Source organism: Microbacterium sp. SORGH_AS_0505, from assembly GCF_030818715.1.
Classification (GTDB): Bacteria; Actinomycetota; Actinomycetes; order Actinomycetales; family Microbacteriaceae; genus Microbacterium.
On the sequence record NZ_JAUTAT010000001.1, the window covers coordinates 2048518 to 2069171 of the forward strand.

Sequence of the window (20654 nt, forward strand, 5' to 3'; positions counted from 1 at the left end):
TCGATTCGACGGTGGCGACCGACACCCCGATGGGGCCGACGGGTCGTCCCTACCACGGCTTCCCGACCCCGCCGAAGCTCGACGGACACGGTCCCGCACGCATCATCTCGCTGTGCAACCAGAAGGGCGGCGTCGGCAAGACGACGACCACCATCAACCTGGCCGCCGGTCTCGCTTCTTACGGGCGTCGGGTGCTCGCGGTCGACTTCGACCCGCAGGGCGCCCTGTCCGCCGGACTCGGCGTGCAGACGCACGAGACCGCGACGATCTACGACCTCCTCCTCGACCCGAAGCGGGACCCGAACGAGGTCATCGTCTCGACGTCGGTAGAGGGCCTCGACATCCTGCCCGCCAACATCGACCTGTCGGCGGCCGAGGTGCACCTCGTCAACGAGGTCGCCCGCGAGACGATCCTGGCCCGCGTGCTCCGCAAGGTCGCCGGCGACTACGACGTCATCCTCATCGACTGCCAGCCCTCGCTCGGCCTGCTCACGGTCAACGCGCTGACCGCGAGCCACGGTGTGCTGATCCCGCTCGAGTGCGAGTTCTTCGCCCTCCGCGGCGTCGCCCTCCTCATCGAGACGATCGACAAGGTGCGCGACCGGCTCAACCCGGCGATCACCCTCGACGGCGTGCTCGCCACGATGTACGACCCGCGCACCCTGCACTCGCGCGAGGTCCTCGAGCGCGTTGTGGACGCCTTCGGTGACGACGTGCTCGAGACGGTCATCGGTCGTACGGTGAAGTTCCCCGACGCCTCCGTCGCGGGCGTGCCGATCACGAAGTTCGCTCCCGAGCACTCCGCCGCCCAGGCGTACCTGCGCCTCGCGCGGGAGCTGGTCTCCCGTGGCGCCGTCGCCTGACGAAGGCCCCGACGCCGCCGCTGAGCCTCCCCAGGCCGAGTCGATCGAGGCCGCGGGTGATCGTTTCCGCGTCTCGCTGGGCAACTTCGACGGCCCGTTCGACCTGCTCCTGACGCTGATCTCCAAGCACGAACTCGACATCACCGAGGTCTCGCTGAGCAAAGTCACCGATGAGTTCATCTCGTACCTGAAGGGGCTCGACGACGACGCGGATCTCGACCAGGCATCCGAGTTCCTGGTCGTCGCAGCCACCCTGCTCGACATGAAGGTCGCGGGGCTGCTGCCGCAGGGGGAGCTCGTGGATGCGGAATCCGTCGCCCTGCTCGAGGCCCGAGATCTGCTCTTCGCCCGTCTGCTGCAGTACCGCGCCTTCAAGGAGGTGTCCGCGTGGTTCGCGCGGTGCCTGGAGCGGGAGGGCAGGCGTCACATGCGGGCCGTCCGCCTCGACGAGAAGCACCGGCGGGCCGTGCCCGAGCTCGTCTGGACGCTGTCTCCCGGCGACTTCGCCGCGATCGCGATGCTCGCCTTCGCGCCGAAGGAGATCCCGCACGTCGGGCTCGACCACCTTCATGCGCCGCTCGTGTCGATCCGGGAGCAGGCCGCGATCGTCGTGACGCTGCTGCGGGATGCCGGTCAGCTCAACTTCCGCGAGCTCGTTGCCGGCGTCACGCAGACCGGCGTCGTCGTGGCGCGCTTCATCGCCGTCCTCGAGCTGTACCGTCACGCCGCGCTGTCTTTCGAGCAGCTCGAGCCGCTGGGGGAGCTGACCCTCCGGTGGACCGCCGACCGCTGGTCCGAAGAGAACCTCGCCACGTTGGGAGCCGACTATGACCGATGACGCCACCGAGATCGAGGCGCCACCGCGTTCGCAGGACGCCGGGGACATCGCTCGCCGCCTCGAGGCGATCCTGATGATCATCGACGAGCCGCAGAGCCTCGTCTCACTCGCCGCCGCCGTCGGCGCCCCCGTCGCCGCCGTCCGCCGCGCCGTCGACGAGCTCGTCGCCGACTACGACGGGGAGCGTTCCGGGCCGCGGCGCGGGTTCGAGCTGCGCGAGGTCGGCGGGGGATGGCGCTTCTACGTGCGCGACGAGCACGACGACCTGGTGGCCGAGTTCGTCAACGGGCAGGCGCCGTCGCGGCTGTCGCAGGCCGCGCTCGAGACGCTCGCCGTCATCGCCTACAAGCAGCCGGTGTCGCGCAGTCAGGTCGCGTCGATCCGCGCCGTGAACGTCGACTCGGTGGTCCGAACGCTCCTGGCCCGCGGCCTCATCACCGAAGCGTTCACCGACCCCGAGACCGGGGCCATCAACTACCGCACCACCGACGCGCTGCTCGGTCACCTGGGGATCAACTCCCTCGACGAGCTGCCCCCCATCTCCCCGCTGCTGGATGACGGCTCCGCGGGATTCGAAGGAGAGACCATCCGATGAACGACCAGTCCGACGAGAACCGGGTCCGGCTGCAGAAGGTCCTCGCGAACGCGGGAGTCGCCTCGCGCCGCGTCTGCGAGCAGTACATCGTCGAGGGCCGCGTGCGGGTGAACGGCGTCGTGGTCACCGAGCTCGGATCGCGGATCGACCCAGAGACCGATCAGGTCGACGTCGACGGCACCGCGATCCAGCTCGACACCAGCAAGCGGTACGTGATCCTCAACAAGCCCACGGGCGTCGTGTCGTCTATGAAGGACGACCAGGGCCGACCCGACTTGCGACGCTTCACGAAGGACTGGCCCGAGCGCCTCTACAACGTGGGGCGGTTGGATGCCGAGACGAGCGGACTCCTCGTCCTCACCAACGACGGCGAGCTCGCCCACGTCCTCGCGCACCCGTCATTCGGGGTCACCAAGGTGTACATCGCGAAGGTGTCGGGTCGCGTGCTGCCGCAGACCATCGCGCAGCTCACCAAGGGCATCGAGCTGGAGGACGGTCCGATCGCGGCCGACAAGGCGCGGCTGCTCGACGCGAGCGGCGACACGAGTCTCGTCGAGCTGACGCTGCACTCGGGACGCAACCGCATCGTCCGCCGCATGATGGCGGCGGTCGGCCACCCCGTCGAAGAGCTGGTCCGCCGCCAGTTCGGGCCGCTCCACCTGGGCACGCTCCCAGCGGGTCGGGCACGCGAATTGACTACAGTGGAACGCGGTGCGCTGTTGACTCTCGCGCGCCAGGCGGAGACCCCGCCCGGGGATCCCACTCAGGAGCAGTTGTGACCGACGCCATCGACGCGCGCGCCCGCGCCGTCCGTACGAGCGGACTCGTCCGCATCGTCGGCGCAGGCCTGCTCGGTTCGAGCATCGGCCACGCGCTGCGCGCGCTCGGTGTCGACGTCGTCCTGGCCGACGCGTCGCCCGCCCAGCTCCGCCTGGCGGTCGACTACGGCGCGGGGCGCGTGGCCCGAGACGAGGATCGGCCGAGCCTCGTCGTCGTCGCCGTCCCGCCGGATGTCACCGCCGATGTCATCGAACGTGAACTCGGTGCCTTCCCGGATGCCGTCGTCACGGACGTCGCGAGCGTCAAGCTCGAGCCGCTCCTGGCGCTGCGTGAGCGCGGAGTCGACCTGTCGCGCTACATCGGGTCCCACCCGATGGCCGGTCGCGAACGTGGCGGAGCCATCTCGGCGCGCGCCGACATCTTCTTCGGCCGACCGTGGGTGATCTGCCGCGACGAGGAGACATCCGCGCGCGACCTCGCCGTCGTGGAGGGCCTCGCCCTCGATCTCGGCGCCAGCCTCGTCGAGATGACCCCCGAGGAACACGACCGCTCCGTGGCTCTCGTCTCGCACGTGCCGCAGCTCGTGGCATCCCTCCTCGCGGGACGCTTCGTCGCCGCCGAGGACGCGTCGCTCCGCCTCGCCGGGCAGGGCGTCCGCGACACGACCCGCATCGCGGCGTCCGCCCCCGAGTTGTGGGTGCAGATCCTGGGCGCGAACGCGGAGCCCGTCGTCGACGTGCTCGACGCCCTCGCGGCCGACCTGACCACCGTCGCCGGAGCGCTCCGCGACCCTGATGCCCCCGGTTCGCGTCGCGCCGTCGCCGACACGATCCGTCGCGGCAACGAGGGCGTCGAGCGACTGCCCGGCAAGCACGGACAGAACCGCCGATTCGAGACGGTGGTCGTCATGGTCGACGACACCCCCGGCCAGCTGGGGCGCTTGTTCGGCGACCTCGGTGAGCTGCGCGTCAACGTCGAGGACTTCCGGCTCGAGCACTCCCCGGGCGCCCAGTTCGGCCTCGGCGAGATCAGCGTCGTCCCCTCCGCCGTGAGCATCGCCACCGACGGCCTCTCGGCGCGCGGCTGGAAGATTGCGAGCCTCAATGACTGACCCGATCACGATCGCCATCGACGGCCCCGCAGGCAGCGGCAAGTCGAGCGTGTCGAAGGAAGCTGCCCGACGCCTGGGCTACGGCTACCTCGACACCGGTGCCGCCTATCGGGCGCTGGCCTGGCACGTCCTGCAGCACGGCGCCGACACGTCCGACGCCTCGGCCGTCGTCGACGCCGCCGGCGACTTCGACTACGCCATCTCGCTCGACCCCGACGAGTACTGGGTGCGGGTGGGGGAGACCTCGGTCACCGAGGCGATCCGCGAGCCCCGCGTCAGCTCAGCCGTGAGCGGTGTGGCGCGCGTGCCGGTGATCCGCGAGCAGGTCAACGTGCTGTTCCGTCGCCTCGTGGCCGAATCCGGTCGCCCCGGCGTCATCGTCGAGGGACGCGACATCACGACCGTCGTCGCCCCCGACGCCCCCGTGCGGATCCTTCTGACCGCCGCCCCCGAGGTGCGCGCCGCGCGGCGCAGCGCCGAATTGACCACAGAGGATGCCGCGGCTGTCGCCGCCGCGCTGCACAAGCGTGACGCATCTGACTCCCAGGTCGTCGACTTCCTCACCGCCGCCCCCGGCGTGACGGTTGTCGACTCGACCGACCTGGACTTCGCACAGACCGTCGACGCCGTCCTGGACGTCGTGCGGTCGGGAACGGAAGGCTCGCGATGAGCGCCGAAGACGATTACGAATACGAAGGCGGGCCCGACCAGCTCGAGGAGAAGCTCGCGAACCTCGACGAGGACCTCGCCGAGCAGCGCGCTGCCGCACTCCGCGCCTCGCTCGCCGATTACGAGCTCGACGAGGACGACGACGACCTGCTGGCCGGCTTCACCGCGGGCGGCGAGGTCGTGGAGATGCTGCCGGCCCTGCCGGTCGTCGCGATCGTCGGACGGCCCAACGTCGGCAAGTCCGCCCTCGTCAACCGCATCCTCGGCCGCCGCGAGGCCGTCGTCGAGGACACCCCCGGTGTCACCCGCGACCGCGTGAGCTACAAGGCCGAGTGGATGGACCGTCGCTTCACGCTCGTCGACACCGGCGGGTGGGAGCACGACGCCAAGGGCATCGACCGTTCCGTCGCAGCCCAAGCCGAGATCGCGATCGAGCTGTGCGACGTCGTGATGTTCGTCGTCGACGCGATGGTCGGCGCGACAGCGACCGACGAGCAGGTCGTCCGCATGCTCCGCAAGACCGACAAGCCGGTCTTCCTCGTCGCCAACAAGATCGATGACGCCCGTCAGGAGCCTGAGGCCGCGGCGCTGTGGAACCTGGGCCTCGGCGAGCCGCACCCCGTCTCCGCGATCCACGGTCGCGGCGTCGCCGACCTGCTCGACGAGATCATGAAGGTGCTGCCCGAGGTCTCGGCCGTCGCGAAGAACGAGCTCGGCGGGCCACGCCGCGTCGCGATCCTCGGTCGTCCGAACGTCGGCAAGTCGTCGCTGCTGAACAAGGCCGCGGGCGAAGAGCGCGTCGTCGTCAACGACCTCGCCGGCACCACCCGCGACCCGGTCGACGAGGTCGTCGAGCTCGGCGGCAAGCTGTGGCGTCTGGTCGACACCGCAGGCATCCGTCGTCGCGTGCACCTGCAGCAGGGCGCCGACTTCTACGCGTCGCTCCGCACCAGCGCGGCCCTCGAGAAGGCCGAGGTCGCCGTCGTCGTCCTGGATGTGACCGAGACGATCAGCGTGCAGGACCTGAACATCATCGACCTGGTCCTCGAGTCCGGCCGTGCCCTCGTCCTCGCGTTCAACAAGTGGGATCGCCTGAACGACGACGACATGGACAACGCCGACCGTCGCCGCTACCTCGAGCGGGAGATCGAGCAGGACCTCGCGCACGTCACGTGGGCGCCGCGCGTGAACCTCTCGGCCCGCACCGGCCGTCACCTCGACAAGCTCGTCCCGGCGCTCGAGACGGCGCTGGAATCGTGGGATCAGCGCATCCCGACCGGCAAGTTCAACGCGTTCCTCGCCGAACTCATCGCCGAGCACCCGCACCCGCTCCGCGGCGGCAAGCAGCCCCGCATCCTGTTCGGGACGCAGGCGTCGACGCGTCCGCCGACATTCGTGCTGTTCACGACCGGATTCCTCGACCCCGGGTACCGCCGATTCATCCAGCGGCGCCTGCGCGAGATCTTCGGGTTCGAGGGCACCCCGATCATCACGAACATGCGCGTGCGCGAGCGTCGCCAGCGCTGACGCCCGCCCGCCGTCATCTCCTTCGTTGTCTGCGGGCAGGCTGAGTTGTCTGCGGGCACGCTGGGGATCTGTTCCGCGACATGACGGATGCCGCACCTCGCCGCCGAGCGCGTGAGAGGCTGATCGCATGAGGATCGAGGAACCGTCGAGCGGGCCGCCACGCCCCTCCGGTCCTCGTGATCCGGGCGATGCCTGGGTGGTGACCGACGCGGGTGAGCGGTATTGGGGCCGATTCGGCGCCGCGGGCCTGCTCGCGCACGATGCCGCGCGCGGCGTCCTGCTGCAGCACCGCGTTGCGTGGAGTCACCACGGTGGCACGTGGGGCATCCCCGGAGGTGCGCGGCACCAGGGCGAGAGCGCCACGGATGCCGCGATCCGTGAATCGCACGAAGAGGCGGGCGTTCCCGTCGCAGCCCTCCGGCCGAAGTTCACGAGCGTTCTCGACCTCGGCGTGTGGTCGTACACGACGCTCGTCGCCGACGTCGTCGACCCGTTCGAGCCGGTGATCACCGACCCCGAGAGCTACGCACTGGAGTGGGTGCCGCTCGACGAGGTCGACGCGCTGCCCCTGCATCCCGGCTTCGCGGATGCGTGGCCTGCGCTGCGCGACCTGCTCGCCGTTCGACCCACCGTGCTCGTCGACGCGGCGAACGTCGTCGGCTCGGTTCCCGACGGGTGGTGGCGCGACCGTGCCGGTGCCGCGTCCAAGTTGCTCGAGCGGCTTCAGGGTCTGTCGCGCCTGGGGGTGACGGCTTCCGAGCTGTCGCTGCCGGGCGACACATGGTTCCCCGCCGTCGTCGCCGTGCTCGAGGGTGAGGCGCGCGCCGCCGCGGATCCGGCCGGCTCCGTCGAGGTGCTGCGAGCGGATGCCGCGGGTGACGACGCGCTCGTCGCCGAGGCGCGGCGGCGCGTCGGCGACGGGGATCGAGTCCTGCTCGTGACCAGCGACCGCGCGCTCGGCGAGCGGGCGGTCGCGGCGGGCGCGGAGGTCCGTGGGGCGTCGTGGCTGCGCGACCGGGTGTGAAGCGACAGCTGATCGGCGTCGCTGTCGCTCTGGCAGCGGTGGCCTGCGGACTGGCCGTGCACCTCGGGGCGGCGGACACCGCGGCATCCGACATCGCCGGTGATGCGCTCTACGTCGTCGCGGTGTGGGGCGGGCTCGTGGCGCTGTTCCCCCGTTTGTCGTCCTGGCTGATCGGCGCGATCGTCGTCGCGTGGTCGGTCGGCGTCGAACTGTTCCAGCTCACGGGGCTGCCGGTCGCGTGGGCGGGGGAGTGGCCGCCGATCGTCCTCGTGTTCGGAACCGTCTTCGACGCGCGCGACCTGCTCGTGTACGCGGTGACGGGTGTCGTGCTCTGCGCGACGGATGCCGCGGTCCGCAGCGCGCTCGCGCGTCACCGTGCGGCGGTGTCAGCGGCCGCGTAGCCGTTCGATGTCGCGACGCTCGCGCTTGGTGGGCCGACCGGCGCCGCGGTCGCGGACGGCGACTTGCGCGACGGGTTCGCGTTCGGGCGTCCGGTCCTCTGCGGCGACGGCGGCCAGGGGAGCGCCGACGCGTTTGGTGAGCGTCTGACGCACGACGAGGATGCGGTCGAAGCCCGCGATCCGCACGCGCAGCTCGTCGCCCGGTTTGACCTGCTGGGCGGCTTTCGCCTTGTCGCCGTTGACCCGGACGTGCCCGGCGCGGCAGGCGGTGGTTGCCGCCGATCTGGTCTTGTAGACGCGGACCGCCCACAGCCAGGAGTCGACACGCACGGCATCCGCCATGTGGTCCTCCTCCCGTCCGGTGAATCCATCGTAAGACGGGTCAGGATGCCGCGAGTCGCCGCTCGACGCGGGTGAACATGGCGTCGTCGAAAGCGACGATGCGCGCCTCGGTCACGTTCGACGGGGTCTCGGCGAGCGTCGCGACGGCGGCGTCGACCGCGTCGTCGAGTGGCCAGCCGTAGATCCCGGCGCTGATGAGCGGGAACGCGACGGTCGTCGCGCCGAGGTCGTCAGCGACCTCGAGGGCACGACGGTAGCAGGAGGTGAGGAGGCCGCGGTCGCGTTCGCCGGCCGTATGGTTCGGTCCGACGACGTGGATGACCCAGCGTGCGGGCAGGTCGCCGGCGGTCGTCCATCCGGCATCCCCGGTCGCGAGGCCATGCGGGAAGCGGGCGATGCAGTCGGCGAGGATCTCGGGACCGCCCGCGCGGTGGATGGCACCGTCGACGCCCCCGCCGCCCCGCATGGCGCGGTTGGCGGCGTTCACGACGGCGTCGACCTGCTGGCGGGTGATGTCGCCGCGGACGACGGTGACGCGGCTCATGAGAGCTCCTTTGCGACGATCGGACGGGCCGCGCCGGGGCGGGCGGTCTCAATGAAACCTGCGGCGAGGAAGCTCGACAGCGTGCCGTGGTAGAGGTCGTTGGAGGAGAACCGCTTGACGTCGGTGTCGAGCGGGTAGCCCTCGACGATGCGGGCGCCGTGCGTGCGGGCGTGGTCGACTGCGGCGTCCAGAAGGCGGCTCGCGATGCCCTGGGAGCGGTGCTCTTTGCGGACGACGAAGCAGGTGATCGCCCAGACGGACGGGTCGTCCATCGGCTCAGGCGACGTCTGGATGTTGCGGGTGCGGGCGAGGCGGGGTTGATCGGGGCGAGGGGAGACCTTCACCCAGCCGGCGGCTACGCCGTCGACGTATGCGATCAGTGCTGACGGGACCGAAGCCGAAAGATCCTGACGCAGTCGCTCACGCCGTTCGTCGACGCTGGTGGCCCCGAAGTCCTTCGGCGCGAGCATCCACCACTGGCACCAGCAGTCGGCGCCGTCGCCGCCTCCGGTCAACGCGCGCTCGGCGTCGGCGAAGCGATCCGCACGCGCCGGTTCGATCGATATCTCGGCCATCCGGGCAGGGTAGCGGCGACATCGGACACGCGGAACCCCGTGGCGGTTCGCGGGCGGCCTTCGGACCGGTTAGGATAGTGGAGTTGTCCGCGAGGGCAACGGACCGGGATGTGGCGCAGCTTGGTAGCGCACTTGACTGGGGGTCAAGGGGTCGCAGGTTCAAATCCTGTCATCCCGACGGTTCGAGGAAGCCTCGGAATCACGCAGAAGATGCGGGTTCCGGGGCTTTCGTCGTTCGTTCCGTACCTACCCGCGAATTGACACGATTCATTCTTTCGGATGGATGCCTTGCGCCTGCCTCATGGGTCATGCCAGGATCGGTCGCAACGAGCTGGAATGCGCTTTCCAACGACGGGAGCGCGTGGGCTCGATGACGTGACATAAGCCCCTCTCGAGGTTGTCGGACCGTTCTCCGCCCATCCGGTGCGGGTCGTCCGGCGCGCCTTTTCGCCGACGACGTCCAGGAGGACCCATGCCCATCCGCCGTCCCCGCTCCGCGCTCGCTCTCGCGTCCGCGGCCGCACTCACCGCGTCGCTCATCGCTGCAACGCCCGCGGCCGCTGCAGACACCCCCGCGCCGCTCCCCGACGGCGACGTCGTCGCTTTCGACTTCGGGCCTGGCGCCGTCGCCTCCGGCGCGCTCGGCGTGACGTCCGCAACGGCGTTCGACTCAGAGTGGGGGTACGGCTTCTCCACGGCGCCCACATCCGCAGACCCTGATGTCGACCGCGGGGGCGACGACGCCGTGCGGTCCGACTTCGTCGCGGCGCAGGGCGGCACCTTCGAGGTCGACCTCGCGCCGGGTGACTACTCGGTCTCGCTCGTCGCCGGCGATGCGGAGGGCGCAACGGACATCGCGATCACGGCCGAATCGATCGCCAAGGTGCAGCCGACGGCGAAGGCGGCGGGGGAGTACCTCGAGATGGCGTTCCCCATCGCCCTCGTCGACGGGCGCCTGACGCTGCAGATCGCAGGCGGAGCGGCATCCCTCAACGCGCTCACGATCACGCGGCTGCCCGAGCGCACCGCCGGCGCCGTGTCCACGACCTATCTGACGGGGGACTCGACCGTCCAGACCTACGACGCGACGGCGTACGCGCCGCAGGCGGGGTGGGGCCAGATGCTCGAGCGCTTCCTCTCCGACGACGTCGCGGTCAAGAACCACGCGATCGGCGGGCGCTCGTCCAAGAACTTCCTCACGCAGGGCCGCCTCGACGAGGTGCTGCGCGCGATCCGCCCCGGCGACTACCTGTTCGCGCAGTTCGGCCACAACGACGCGACGCAGGGAGTGGACGACCGCTACGCCTCGCCGGCCGACTACAAGGAGTACCTCCGCACGTACGTCGAGGGCGCGCGCCAGCGCGGTGCGACCCCGGTCCTCGTGACGCCCGTCTCCCGCCGGAACTTCGACCCCGAGACCGGGCTCTTCCGCGTGAGCTTCCCCGAGTACGTCGAGAAGATGACCGAGCTCGCCGCGGAGGAGGACGTGCCGCTGGTCGACCTCTCGGCATCCAGCCGCGCCTACCTCGACGAGATCGGCCCTGAAGCGGCCAAGGCCGTCTTCCTGCACGTCGACCCGGGAGTGTTCCCCAACCGGCCCGCCGGAACGGTCGACGACACGCACTTCCAGGAGTACGGCGCCATCCAGATGGCTCGCCTGGTGGCCCAGGGCATCAGCACCCTCGACATCCCCCTCGCCGACGAGATCACCGACACGGAGCCCCCGGCCGATGCGCCAGCCGCCCCGCAGAAGCTCGTCGCCGGCGCCATCAGCAACGCCGGGGCCACCCTGAAGTGGGACGCCGTGCCGACCGCGGACATCTACAAGGTGTTCCGTCAGGCGGCCGGTGAGGACACCTGGACTCTGGTCGGCACCGTGACCCAGCCCACGACGATCGTGCAGGGTCTCAGCGAAGGTGCGACTGTCCGCTACCGCGTCGTCGCGGTCAACGGTCGCGGCGAATCCGAACCGTCGGCGCCGGTGGAGTTCACCACCAAGCAGGCCGCCTACCGGTTCGACTTCCAGCTCGCCGGCAACCCGCTCGCCGCCGGGTACACCGAGATCACGCCGAACCTCGGGTACACGAAAGACCGCGGGTACGGCTTCACGAACACGCTGCCCGCCAACGCGGGGCGTGACCGCGGCGCCTCCGAGGGGTCGAACGACCTGATCCGCGACTTCGTCCTCCCGGGCGACAGCTCGACCTTCGCGCTCGACGTCCCGAACGGCACCTACTCGGTCAAGACGTTCTCGGGCGACTGGATCGGGTCGACCCGCACGAGCTTCCGCGTCGAGGGGAAGGAAGCGGGAACGGGCAACGCCGGCCGAGGCTCGGTCGCGGCCGTCCTCCGCGGACCCTTCCTCGTCACCGACGGTCAGCTGAACATCGAGGCCTACGGCGCCGCTGCCGGCACGCGTCTGAACGGACTCGAGATCACGCCCATCCTCCTCGGCCCGACGGGGCTGAAGGTGACGGGCGTCGAGGCGGACCCCGCCGCTCCCGAGATCGACCTGGCATGGGATGCCGAATCCGGCCTCACCTGGAACATCTACCGATCGTCCGCCTTCGACACCGCCCCGGCGCTCGTGGGCAGCAGCACCGAGCCGGCGTACACCGACCGGACGGCGCGCGTCGGACTGGACTACAGCTACCACGTGACCGCCGTGGACCGGACGGGCCTCGAATCCGTGCCGTCGGCCAAGGTCGAGACGAGCCTGATCGACCCTGACGTCGACGCCCCCGGCAAGCCCACGGGCATCGACGCCGTCCGCATCGACCCGCGCGAGGTCGAGCTCGCCTGGGCGGCCGCCGATGACAGCCTCTACTTCCTCGTATTCCGCTCAGAGGTCGAGGGCGAGCGTGGCACCCTCGTCGGCACGACTGACGTCCCGCGCTTCACCGACGACGACGGTGTGCTGACCACGGTGCCGTACTTCTACACGGTCGTCCCGGTCGGCGTGGGCGGTGCCGGTGCGGCATCCGACCCGTACGAGACGGCGGCGCCGACGGTGCTGCAGCGCCAGGCGGAGTACCTCGACCGCGGTGTCGCCGCGGTCCGGACGGGTGACGGCGTGCTCGTGTCGTGGCGACTGCTGGGCACCGACCCGGCCGACGCAGGTTTCCACGTGTACCGTGACGGCCGACGCATCACCACGGCGCCGATCACCGCGTCGACCAACCTGCTCGACCCCGATGGGACGGATGCCTCGGAGTACTTCGTCACCCGGTTGAGCGGGTCGGGCGACGAGACCGTCGAGACGACCGAGTCCGATCCGGTGCGTGTGCAGACCGCGGCGTACCGAACGGTTGCGCTCCAGAAGCCGGCGGACGCCTACACGAAGGACGGTCAGCCCTACTCCTACTCGGCCAACGACACCACCGTCGGCGACGTCGACGGTGACGGACAGTACGAGCTCATCGTGAAGTGGTACCCCTCCAACGCGAAGGACAACTCGCAGGGCGGCTACACCGGCAACGTCTACGTCGATGCCTACCGGCTCGACGGCGAGCGCCTCTGGCGGATCGACCTGGGCGTGAACGTCCGAGCGGGCGCGCACTACACGGACCTCATGTTCTACGACTTCGACGGCGACGGCCGTGCCGAGCTGATCACGCGGACCGCGGACGGCACGGTCGACGGCGCCGGGCGCGTCATCGGCGATGCCAGCGCGGACCACCGCAACAGTTCGGGGTACGTCCTGCAGGGCCCGGAGTTCCTGACGGTCTTCAACGGCCTGACGGGCGCGGCGGTCGACACGATCGACTACATCCCGCAGCGCGGCGACGTCGGATCGTGGGGCGACACCTACGGCAACCGGGTCGACCGGTTCCTCGCGTCCGTCGCGTACCTCGACGGCGAGCACCCGAGCGCGATCTTCAGCCGCGGGTACTACACGCGTGCCGTCGTCGCCGCCGTCGACTTCGACGGCGAGAAGCTGACGACGCGATGGGTCGCCGATTCGGACGAGGACGGTGCCGAAGCCCTGTACGGGCAGGGTAACCACTCCATGTCGGTCGCCGACGTCGACGGTGACGCGAAGGACGAGATCATCTTCGGCTCGGCCACGATCGACGACGACGGGGAGCTCCTCTATTCGACGGGGCTCGGCCACGGCGACGCGCTGCACGTCAGCGATTTCGACCCGTCGCGACCGGGCCTCGAGGCCTTCGCCGCCCACGAGAACATGGCGGCATCGGGCAACCGCGGCGCGACGTACCGCGACGCGAAGACCGGAGAGGTGCTCTGGAGCATTCCCGCCACCGTCGACACGGGCCGTGCCGCCATGGGCGACATCGACCCGCGGCATCCCGGCGCCGAAGGCTGGGCCGTCGGCGGCGACGCCGCGTGGAACTCCCGGACCGGGACTCTCGTCGCCGCCGACGGCGAGGTCATCGGGGACCGCATCCCGGCGGCGAACTTCCTCGCATGGTTCGACGGCGACCCGCTGCGCGAGATCGTCGACCACGACTGGGATGCCACGACATCGCAGGGCACGCCCGTCGTCGCGAAGTGGGACTGGGCGGCCGGGGAGCAGAAGACGATCCTCTCGGATGCCGGGGCCCGGTCGAACAACGGCACGAAGGGTACGCCCAACCTCCAGGCCGACCTGTTCGGCGACTGGCGCGAAGAGATCGTGTGGCGCTCGGCGGACTCGTCGGAGCTGCGCATCTACTCGACCTCCGACGAGACCGACATCCGCATCCCGACGCTCATGCACGACATGCAGTACCGGGTCGCGGTCGCCTGGCAGAACACCGGCTACAACCAGCCGCCGCACCCGAGCTTCTTCATCGGCGACGGCATGGAACCGGCTCCGATGCCGCGCATCGCCGTGACGGGTGGTCCCTCGGGCGGTGCCGACGAGACCGCTCCGGTGATCTCGGGTCTCCCGAAGAACGGTGCGCTCCTGCCTGACAGCGGCGAGCTGGCGCTCGGGGTGTCGGCGGCAGACCCCGAGTCCGGCGTGCGGAACCTCGACGTCGCCCTCGACGGGGAGCCGATCGCGGCCGACGCCGTCATCGATCTGTCGGACAAGGCCGGGGACCACGTGCTGACGGTCCGAGCCGTCAACCACGACGGCGTCGTCGCGACGGCGGAGTCCCGGTTCTCGGTCTACGCCGACGAAGGGGCGACCGCCCGGCCCGGCCGGGGTGCGCTCATGAGCGACAGCGGGTGGGGTGACGGCCTGCGCGACGGATCGTTCACGGTCACCATGAACCTGTGGTGGGGCGTCAACGGCTCCGTGTTCCGGCTGTACGAGAACGGTGAACTCCTCGACACCCGCCTTCTGACCCCGCAATCACCGCGGGCGCAGCAGGTCGCGGTGCCGATCGCCGGCCGCTCGAACGGCACGTACGTCTACACGGGCGAGCTGATCAACGCGGCCGGTGTCACCCAGACGACGTCGATCACCGTCACGGTGACGGATGCCGCTCCCGGAACGCCCGTGCTCTCGCACGACAACCACGACCGGGACGGCGCCTACACGGTCACGTCGAACCTGTGGTGGGGGACCAACGCGACCTCGTACGCGCTGTACGAGAACGGGAAGGTCATCGACGAGCAGCAGCTCACCGCCGCGTCGCCGAATGCGCAGCGCACCCGCACCGCGGTCACGGGCCGTGCCCCGGGCACGTACGAGTACGTCGTCGAGTACCGCAACGAGGCGGGCGCGACCCGCTCGACTCCGCTGACGGTCGTCGTCCGCTGAGACGGATGCCGCGGGTCGCCCTCGCAGAAGGTGCGACCCGCGGCATCCCTTTGCCACTGTCAGGCGGTCGCGTGCGGACTCAGAGCTCCGCGACGCGGATGAGTACCTTGCCGACCGTCGCCGCTTCGACCGCGTCGTGCGCGGCCGCGGTCTCCTCCAGTGGGAACCAGGTCAGCGGCAGGCCGGCATCTTCGCCCACCGGCAGTGCACCGTCCTCCAGTGCGCGCGTGATGTCGGCGACCGCGGCATCCAGGGCCGGTTCTCCGACGGTGTAGAGCAAAACGCCCTGCACACGGATGTTCTTCGCGAAGGTCGGACGGATCGGCATGCTGAAGGTGTCGCCGTTGTCGTCGGCGTAGAACGCGATGACCGCGTGCCCGGCCGCGACCTCCGCGTCGACCGCCGCGTTCGTGGCGAGCGACACCTCGACGATCTGGTCGACGCCGTCAGGTGCGACCTCGCGGATGCTCTCGACGAGGTCGCCCTGCGTGTAGTCGATGACGTGATGCGCGCCGGCTGCCCGGGCGAGCTCCGCTTTGGCGTCGGAGCTGACGGTCGTGATCACCGTTGCGCCGGCCCAGCGGGCCAGCTGGATCGCGGCATGCCCGACGGCTCCGGCGCCTCCCGCGACGAGCACGGTGCGTCCGGCGAGCGCTCCAGGGGCCAGGCGAGCCGGCCCGTCCTCGTGGACCGTGAGGGCGCGGTGCGCGGTCACGGCGGGAACGCCGAGGCTCGCGGCGGCCGCGAAGTCGATGCCCTCGGGGAGCCGGATGGCCCGGGATGCCGGTACCACCGTGTACTCCTGCGCGGTGCCCGTGGGGCGCTGGTGCTGCGCGAGGTGCACCCACACGCGATCGCCGACGGTCAGTCCCTCGACACCGTCGCCGAGCGCGTCGACGATCCCGCTCCCGTCCTGGTTCGGGACGGTCTCGGCGAAACTCGCCCGCGCCGTGCCGCCCGCGCGGGACTTCCAGTCGGTCGGGTTCACGCCCGACACGGCGATGCGCACGCGCACCTCGCCGGGTCCGGGAGCCGCGATCTCGCGGTCGACGAGGGAGAGGACGTCGGAGGCGCCCGGGGAGGTGTAGACGATGGCTCTCATACGTGGCATGAACCGACCGTAGCGCGCACGCATTCCGAGACCGGGGGATTGCCAGGCGCACTGTGAGAGGCTCGACGCAGCGGCGTTTCATGTCGCGTGCAGGAAAGGGGGGCGTAGTGCCCACCTGGCTCGAACACCTCTGTCACTCCCTGGTCGGCCGGACGCGATCGCACGACGATCTCCCGGATCTCCGTGACCTTCCCACTTCTCGGGTAGACGTGGAGCGGACGTACTACCTCGTCGACGATCCTGAGCGGCGCACCCGCAACGACCGGCTCTACGTCCTGCGCGTCGGCCGCGGTCGGACGCGTCGCACTGCCGACGTCGCCGTGCACTCCCACGGCCGCGTCGTCGGATTCCTCCCTGCCGAGTCGGCTGCCGCGCTCGCCGCACCGCTCGCCCGGTTGGGTGGGGCCGCGATCGTCAACGGTGCCGGTCCGCGCCCGGGAACCACGCGCCTGCGAGTCGACCTTCCCAGCGCCGACGCGATGGCGTCGCTTCCCGTGCAGAGGGACCTCACCGCTGCCTGAGCCTCGCGTCACTGCGCGACGAGGTCACCCGACCCGTCTGCGTTCACCCGGAACGAGACGCTCTTGTAGTCCGTGCGGAGCGAGATGAACATCTCGGGGGCTTCGACGGACTTCCCGAACGTCTCGCTGTCGATGTCGCCGTCCGTGCTTCGGGACACGACAGCGCTCGCGTCGCCGATGGCGATGCCCGACTCCGCGGACACCTTCCCCATCAGCGCCCACACCTTCGAGAGGGCGATGTCCTTCCATGAGAACTGCTCGGACGCGAGGTCGGGCTGCGATGGGGCGGCTCCCTCGTGGTCCACGACCCCGCCTCGGTACATCCACACGTCGGTCTCGGTCTTCCCGGGGATGAGGGGGGCCTCGACGCGGATGAAATCGGACCGTATGAGCACGGAACTGACCTCGTCGTGCCCGATCTCGTCCTCGAGGGCCTGAACGGCGACGGCCAGCTCGTCGGGGCGTCGCAGGTCGACGCCGATGCGCCCCTCCTGCGCCGCCTGGACGGTCATGACGACGGCGCGACTGTAGGGCGCGACGACCGCGGCTGCCACGGCGAGCGCGACGACGACGAAGAGGATGCCGCGCAGCACGCGCCCGCGCGGACCGATGCCCAGGAGCGGCCCGCGCCGCGCGCCGTTCACCACGCGCTGCGCCTTCGGCCATGCCAATGTCGGAACCGATCCCTGGGGAGGGACGGTGAGACCGGCGACCTCCTCAGGCGAGACCTCGCCGTCGATGAATCCGAACTCGGGACCGCCCTCGATGAGGATCGCGACGGGCCGGATCGCGCCGGGTCGAAGTGCTCCGAGCTCGACCAGCGGGACGATGCTCCGAAGGGTGGTTGCGTACGCCGCACCCCGACGCGGCTGCACCGTCACGTCGATCTCGCACACAGGCTGATCGTTGATCTGCGTCCCGGTCTGGCGGACCGCCTCGATCCTCGCCACGCCCAGACGATCTTCGGCGCGTGCGCGGGTCAGATCATCCTGTGACACGGACGTCGAAGCGAGCCCCGAGGCGCCGAGCCGGATGAAGACCAGGCTCAGGATGCCGACGGGCAGCGCGATCGCGAGGATCCAGATGCCGGCTCCAGGAGGGCCGACGAGAGCGGCGATGGCACCGCCGACGAGAGCGCCCACAGCTGCGGAGAAGATCAGGCGAAGCACGATCCGGGAGCCTATCGGCCGGTGACGAACTGTCCGAATCGTCGACGGGCGATGCGGATGCTCTGAGAGGCTTTCGGTGTGATCGAGTCACTCCTCGGCCTGGTGGTCGCTCTCCTCGTCGTCGCCCTCACCACGGTCGTGGGCCGGTGGGCCGGGATCGCGGCGCCCATCCTCATGGTCGCCGTCGGAGTCGGAGGAAGCTTCCTCCCGGTCTTCGACGACTTCGTCCTCGACCCGGAGTGGATCCTCCTCGGCATCCTGCCGCCCCTGCTGTACTCCGCAGCCGTCTCGATGCCGGCCATGCACTTCCGACGCGAGTTCGGCGCGATCGCCGGGCTGTCGGTCTTCCTCGTCATCGGGACCGCGCTCGCCCTCGGGCTGTTCTTCATGATCGTGATCCCCGACCTCGGGTTCGCGTGGGGAGTCGCTCTCGGCGCCATCGTGAGCCCGACCGATGCGGTCGCGACATCGATCATCAAACGCACCCCGGTCTCCAAACGGGTCATCGCCATCCTCGAGGGCGAGAGTCTGCTCAACGACGCCACGGCGCTCGTGCTGCTGCGGACGGCCATCGCGGCGGCTGCGGCATCCTTCTCGTTCTGGGGTGCCGTCGGCACGTTCGCCTACGCGGTCGTCGTCGCCGTGCTGATCGGAGCATTCCTGGGCTGGCTGAACCTCACCGTCCGTCGTCGGGCGACGGACCCGACCGTGAACACCGTCCTGTCCTTCACCGTGCCGTTCCTGGCCGCAATCCCGGCCGAGCTTCTCGGGGCCTCGGGGCTCGTCGCCGCCGTCGTAGCAGGCATCATCACGGGCGTCGGGGGACCGCGCGTCTTCTCCGCACGCAACCGCCTCTCGGATGCGCAGAACTGGCGCACGATCGAGCTGATCCTCGAGGGACTCGTCTTCCTGTTCATGGGCCTGCAGCTCACGACGATCATCTCGGACGTCCAAGCCGTGCACGCCGGCGTGGCACCCGCTCTCCTCATCGCGGCGGGGGCGTGGCTGCTCACCGTCGTCGTCCGGGCCGCTTACGTCGCACCGCTCCTGGCGCTCCTGTCCGCGAGTGCGCGTCGCGTGCGCCGGCTGCAGCCCCGACTCGAGACGATCGCCCAGCGGCTCGAGAGCGAAGAGGGCGAGAAGAAGCTCGTCGACGCCTTCGCGCGCCGGGGCAGAACGGTCTCGCGTGACACGGTGCGCCGCTTCGGACCGCGCGTGACCCGCGGGTTGGCGGACATCCGGTACTTCCAGGAGGCGCCCTTGGGGTGGCGAGAAGGGGCCCTCGTCGTGTGGGCGGGCATGCGGGGCGCGATCACGCTGGCCGCCGCGCAGACGCTGCCTGAGGGCACGCCGCAGCGGTCGGTCCTCATCCTCGTCGCCTTCGCGGTCGCCGTCGTCTCGCTCGTCGGGCAGGGAGCCACGGTCGCCCCCATGGTCACGGCCCTCACGTCCGCCGGGTCGCAGGAGGAGACCCGGCAGCGCGAACACGAGGAGCGTCGTCACATCCTCGAACTCCTCCGCGACAGCGCCGCGACCGTTCCGGCCGCCGAACGACCGGCGGACGCGGACCGGTCCCAGATCTTCGAGGTCGAGAGCGCTCGACGACTCGAGGTGTTGGCGGTTCAGCGCCGGGTGCTCCTCGATGCACGCGATAGCGGGACCTTCGACGCCGACGTCCTCGCGCACGAGCTCGCCGTCATCGACGCGTCGCAGATCGCGATCGAGCTCCGCTCCGACCGAGCCTGACCCGGGTCAGCGTCCGAGCGTCCGCGCGATGTCGTCCACGTCGCGCAGGTCGTTGAACACGTGGAGTGCGACGCGTGCGTTGCCCGCCCGGCTCGACGCGACGACCCCGGCCTCCCGCAGACGCGCGATATCGGCCCCGTTCTCGTCCCGCCACGTCACGATGGGCGTCGCACGGATGGGCTGCGGCAGCCCCAGGCGCGACCTCAGCGCCGCGGCGAGCGCGGTGACCTCGTCGCGCAGGGCGGCCGGATCCGCGTCGGCGAACAGCGCGAGCGCGGGCTCCGCCCCCACGAAGGCCTGCCACGCCGGCGAGACGTCGAACCGTCGAGCGGATGCCGCCAGTGCCGCGTCCCGGCCGTAGCAGGACGCCCACGGGTCGGTTCCCGCGTACCACCCGGCCTGGCGGGGGAGGATCGAGGCCGCGAAGTCCTCGGTGACCGTGAGGAACGCGACGCCGCGCGGCGCGCACAGCCACTTGTACGCGTGGCAGACGAGCGCATCGAAGGCGCCGGCGGCTACCGGCATCCATCCGACGGCCTGCGTCGCATCGCACAAGGTGCGCACCCCGTGGGCCCGGGCGGCGGCGACGATCGCGTCCGCGTCGGCCACTGCTCCCGTTGCGGACTGGACGATCGAGAAGGCGACCATCGTGTCGCCGGGCTCGATCGACGCGGCGAGCGCCTCGAGCGGGACCGTGCGCACCGTGATGCCGCGACCGGCGTGCACGAAGGGGAGGACGAGCGAGGAGAACTCCCCGTCGGGGCAGAGGACGACCGCACCGTCGGGGAGGGATGCCGCGAGCAGGCTCACCATCGCCGACGTCTGGGCACCGAGGGCGACGGACTCCGGCGCGACCCCGACGAGTCGCGCGAACGATGTACGGCACCGCTCGGCCACGGCGGCGTACCGGACGGGGTCCGGCAGCGCGTCGAGGTCCGCTCGGACAGCGGCGCGGGTGGCACGGGTCGGGATGCCCGCGGTGCAGGCCGCGACGTATCCCCGAGCATCGGGGAACGCGGCACGGACGTCGGCGGGGGAGAGGGCCATGAGTCCATCGTCCCGACACTCGTCAGAGTGCACCACGGCAAGTGTTGCATCGAGTCCATGACGTCGCGTTATATATCG

Annotated in this window: 18 protein-coding genes and 1 tRNA gene; 13 read left to right on the forward strand and 6 right to left on the reverse strand. The window is 70.5% G+C overall.

Translation table 11 applies throughout. The annotated features are described in order from the left end of the window. Positions 1 to 29 precede the first annotated feature (29 nt). The 9 genes from QE428_RS10090 to QE428_RS10130 all read left to right on the forward strand — a co-directional run bounded on the left by QE428_RS10090 (position 30) and on the right by QE428_RS10130 (position 7808). Positions 30 to 863 (forward strand): ParA family protein, encoded by an 834-nt coding sequence (locus QE428_RS10090; protein WP_091359460.1) that lies wholly within the window; start codon positions 30 to 32, stop codon positions 861 to 863. Next, the gene (locus QE428_RS10095; RefSeq protein ID WP_307468697.1) at positions 847 to 1701 is read left to right on the forward strand and encodes a ScpA family protein; all 855 of its coding nucleotides are present in this window, start codon (positions 847 to 849) and stop codon (positions 1699 to 1701) included. The genes QE428_RS10090 and QE428_RS10095 overlap by 17 nt, the downstream gene beginning before the upstream one ends. Next, complete coding sequence (gene scpB / locus QE428_RS10100; protein WP_018186406.1) at positions 1691 to 2296, forward strand: SMC-Scp complex subunit ScpB; 606 nt, start codon at positions 1691 to 1693, stop codon at positions 2294 to 2296. Before QE428_RS10095 ends, scpB begins: the two co-directional genes overlap by 11 nt. Beyond that, entirely contained in the window at positions 2293 to 3075 is a 783-nt protein-coding gene (locus QE428_RS10105; RefSeq protein WP_133399408.1) for a pseudouridine synthase, read from the forward strand. The genes scpB and QE428_RS10105 overlap by 4 nt, the downstream gene beginning before the upstream one ends. Then, positions 3072 to 4187, forward strand: a complete 1116-nt coding sequence (locus tag QE428_RS10110; RefSeq protein ID WP_307468705.1) for a prephenate dehydrogenase — start codon at positions 3072 to 3074, stop codon at positions 4185 to 4187. Before QE428_RS10105 ends, QE428_RS10110 begins: the two co-directional genes overlap by 4 nt. Beyond that, on the forward strand, positions 4180 to 4857 hold the full coding sequence (cmk, locus tag QE428_RS10115) for a (d)CMP kinase (protein WP_091352599.1): 678 nt from the start codon (positions 4180 to 4182) through the stop codon (positions 4855 to 4857). The genes QE428_RS10110 and cmk overlap by 8 nt, the downstream gene beginning before the upstream one ends. Then, positions 4854 to 6383 carry a ribosome biogenesis GTPase Der gene (gene der, locus QE428_RS10120; RefSeq protein ID WP_091352602.1) on the forward strand — a complete coding sequence of 510 codons (1530 nt, stop codon included), beginning with the start codon at positions 4854 to 4856 and terminating at the stop codon, positions 6381 to 6383. The genes cmk and der overlap by 4 nt, the downstream gene beginning before the upstream one ends. Before the next feature lie 127 nt (positions 6384 to 6510). Then, positions 6511 to 7407: an NUDIX domain-containing protein gene (locus QE428_RS10125; RefSeq protein WP_307468711.1), complete on the forward strand. Its 897-nt coding sequence runs from the start codon at positions 6511 to 6513 to the stop codon at positions 7405 to 7407. Continuing rightward, a complete protein-coding gene (locus tag QE428_RS10130; RefSeq protein WP_307468715.1) occupies positions 7404 to 7808 on the forward strand; it encodes a DUF2809 domain-containing protein in 405 nt (134 codons plus the stop codon). The genes QE428_RS10125 and QE428_RS10130 overlap by 4 nt, the downstream gene beginning before the upstream one ends. On the opposite strand, the gene QE428_RS10135 is transcribed toward QE428_RS10130, so the two are convergent. Genes QE428_RS10135 through QE428_RS10145 form a run of 3 tightly spaced genes read right to left on the reverse strand, consistent with a single transcriptional unit; the run spans position 7794 to position 9269 of the window. Further along, the gene (locus QE428_RS10135; RefSeq protein WP_307468718.1) at positions 7794 to 8150 is read right to left on the reverse strand and encodes an RNA-binding S4 domain-containing protein; all 357 of its coding nucleotides are present in this window, start codon (positions 8148 to 8150) and stop codon (positions 7794 to 7796) included. The genes QE428_RS10130 and QE428_RS10135 overlap by 15 nt on opposite strands. Positions 8151 to 8190: 40 nt before the next feature. Next, on the reverse strand, positions 8191 to 8694 hold the full coding sequence (locus QE428_RS10140) for an O-acetyl-ADP-ribose deacetylase (RefSeq protein ID WP_307468720.1): 504 nt from the start codon (positions 8692 to 8694) through the stop codon (positions 8191 to 8193). Then, on the reverse strand, positions 8691 to 9269 hold the full coding sequence (locus tag QE428_RS10145; RefSeq protein WP_307468723.1) for a GNAT family N-acetyltransferase: 579 nt from the start codon (positions 9267 to 9269) through the stop codon (positions 8691 to 8693). The genes QE428_RS10140 and QE428_RS10145 overlap by 4 nt, the downstream gene beginning before the upstream one ends. Positions 9270 to 9373: 104 nt before the next feature. Between QE428_RS10145 and QE428_RS10150 the strand changes: the two genes are divergently transcribed. Together QE428_RS10150 and QE428_RS10155 are read left to right on the forward strand one after the other, a co-directional pair. Further along, positions 9374 to 9447 (forward strand) — tRNA-Pro (locus QE428_RS10150). A 294-nt stretch (positions 9448 to 9741) separates the two neighbouring features. Then, entirely contained in the window at positions 9742 to 14982 is a 5241-nt protein-coding gene (locus tag QE428_RS10155; RefSeq protein ID WP_307468727.1) for a GDSL-type esterase/lipase family protein, read from the forward strand. Positions 14983 to 15061: 79 nt separating this feature from the next. Here QE428_RS10155 and QE428_RS10160 read toward each other — a convergent pair whose 3' ends face one another. Continuing rightward, a complete protein-coding gene (locus tag QE428_RS10160; RefSeq protein ID WP_307470715.1) occupies positions 15062 to 16084 on the reverse strand; it encodes an NADPH:quinone reductase in 1023 nt (340 codons plus the stop codon). Between the two features lie 218 nt (positions 16085 to 16302). Between QE428_RS10160 and QE428_RS10165 the strand changes: the two genes are divergently transcribed. After that, on the forward strand, positions 16303 to 16614 hold the full coding sequence (locus QE428_RS10165; RefSeq protein ID WP_223247041.1) for a hypothetical protein: 312 nt from the start codon (positions 16303 to 16305) through the stop codon (positions 16612 to 16614). Between the two features lie 8 nt (positions 16615 to 16622). On the opposite strand, the gene QE428_RS10170 is transcribed toward QE428_RS10165, so the two are convergent. Then, positions 16623 to 17783: a hypothetical protein gene (locus QE428_RS10170; protein ID WP_307468732.1), complete on the reverse strand. Its 1161-nt coding sequence runs from the start codon at positions 17781 to 17783 to the stop codon at positions 16623 to 16625. 78 nt (positions 17784 to 17861) lie between these two features. Here QE428_RS10170 and QE428_RS10175 point away from each other — a divergent pair, with 78 nt between their 5' ends. Beyond that, on the forward strand, positions 17862 to 19529 hold the full coding sequence (locus QE428_RS10175) for a sodium:proton antiporter (protein WP_307468734.1): 1668 nt from the start codon (positions 17862 to 17864) through the stop codon (positions 19527 to 19529). A gap of 6 nt (positions 19530 to 19535) precedes the next feature. On the opposite strand, the gene QE428_RS10180 is transcribed toward QE428_RS10175, so the two are convergent. Continuing rightward, entirely contained in the window at positions 19536 to 20576 is a 1041-nt protein-coding gene (locus tag QE428_RS10180) for an aminotransferase class V-fold PLP-dependent enzyme (RefSeq protein WP_307468737.1), read from the reverse strand. Between the last annotated feature and the right edge of the window lie 78 nt (positions 20577 to 20654).

Coding starts and splice junctions, on each gene's coding strand:
- QE428_RS10135 (WP_307468718.1), bottom strand. CDS start 8,150: ATGGCGGATGCCGTGCGTGTCGACTCCTGGCTGTGGGCGGTCCGCGTC.
- QE428_RS10140 (WP_307468720.1), bottom strand. CDS start 8,694: ATGAGCCGCGTCACCGTCGTCCGCGGCGACATCACCCGCCAGCAGGTC.
- QE428_RS10180 (WP_307468737.1), bottom strand. CDS start 20,576: ATGGCCCTCTCCCCCGCCGACGTCCGTGCCGCGTTCCCCGATGCTCGG.
- QE428_RS10160 (WP_307470715.1), bottom strand. CDS start 16,084: ATGAGAGCCATCGTCTACACCTCCCCGGGCGCCTCCGACGTCCTCTCC.
- scpB (WP_018186406.1), top strand. CDS start 1,691: ATGACCGATGACGCCACCGAGATCGAGGCGCCACCGCGTTCGCAGGAC.
- QE428_RS10125 (WP_307468711.1), top strand. CDS start 6,511: ATGAGGATCGAGGAACCGTCGAGCGGGCCGCCACGCCCCTCCGGTCCT.
- QE428_RS10105 (WP_133399408.1), top strand. CDS start 2,293: ATGAACGACCAGTCCGACGAGAACCGGGTCCGGCTGCAGAAGGTCCTC.
- QE428_RS10155 (WP_307468727.1), top strand. CDS start 9,742: ATGCCCATCCGCCGTCCCCGCTCCGCGCTCGCTCTCGCGTCCGCGGCC.
- cmk (WP_091352599.1), top strand. CDS start 4,180: ATGACTGACCCGATCACGATCGCCATCGACGGCCCCGCAGGCAGCGGC.
- QE428_RS10090 (WP_091359460.1), top strand. CDS start 30: ATGGGGCCGACGGGTCGTCCCTACCACGGCTTCCCGACCCCGCCGAAG.
- der (WP_091352602.1), top strand. CDS start 4,854: ATGAGCGCCGAAGACGATTACGAATACGAAGGCGGGCCCGACCAGCTC.
- QE428_RS10145 (WP_307468723.1), bottom strand. CDS start 9,269: ATGGCCGAGATATCGATCGAACCGGCGCGTGCGGATCGCTTCGCCGAC.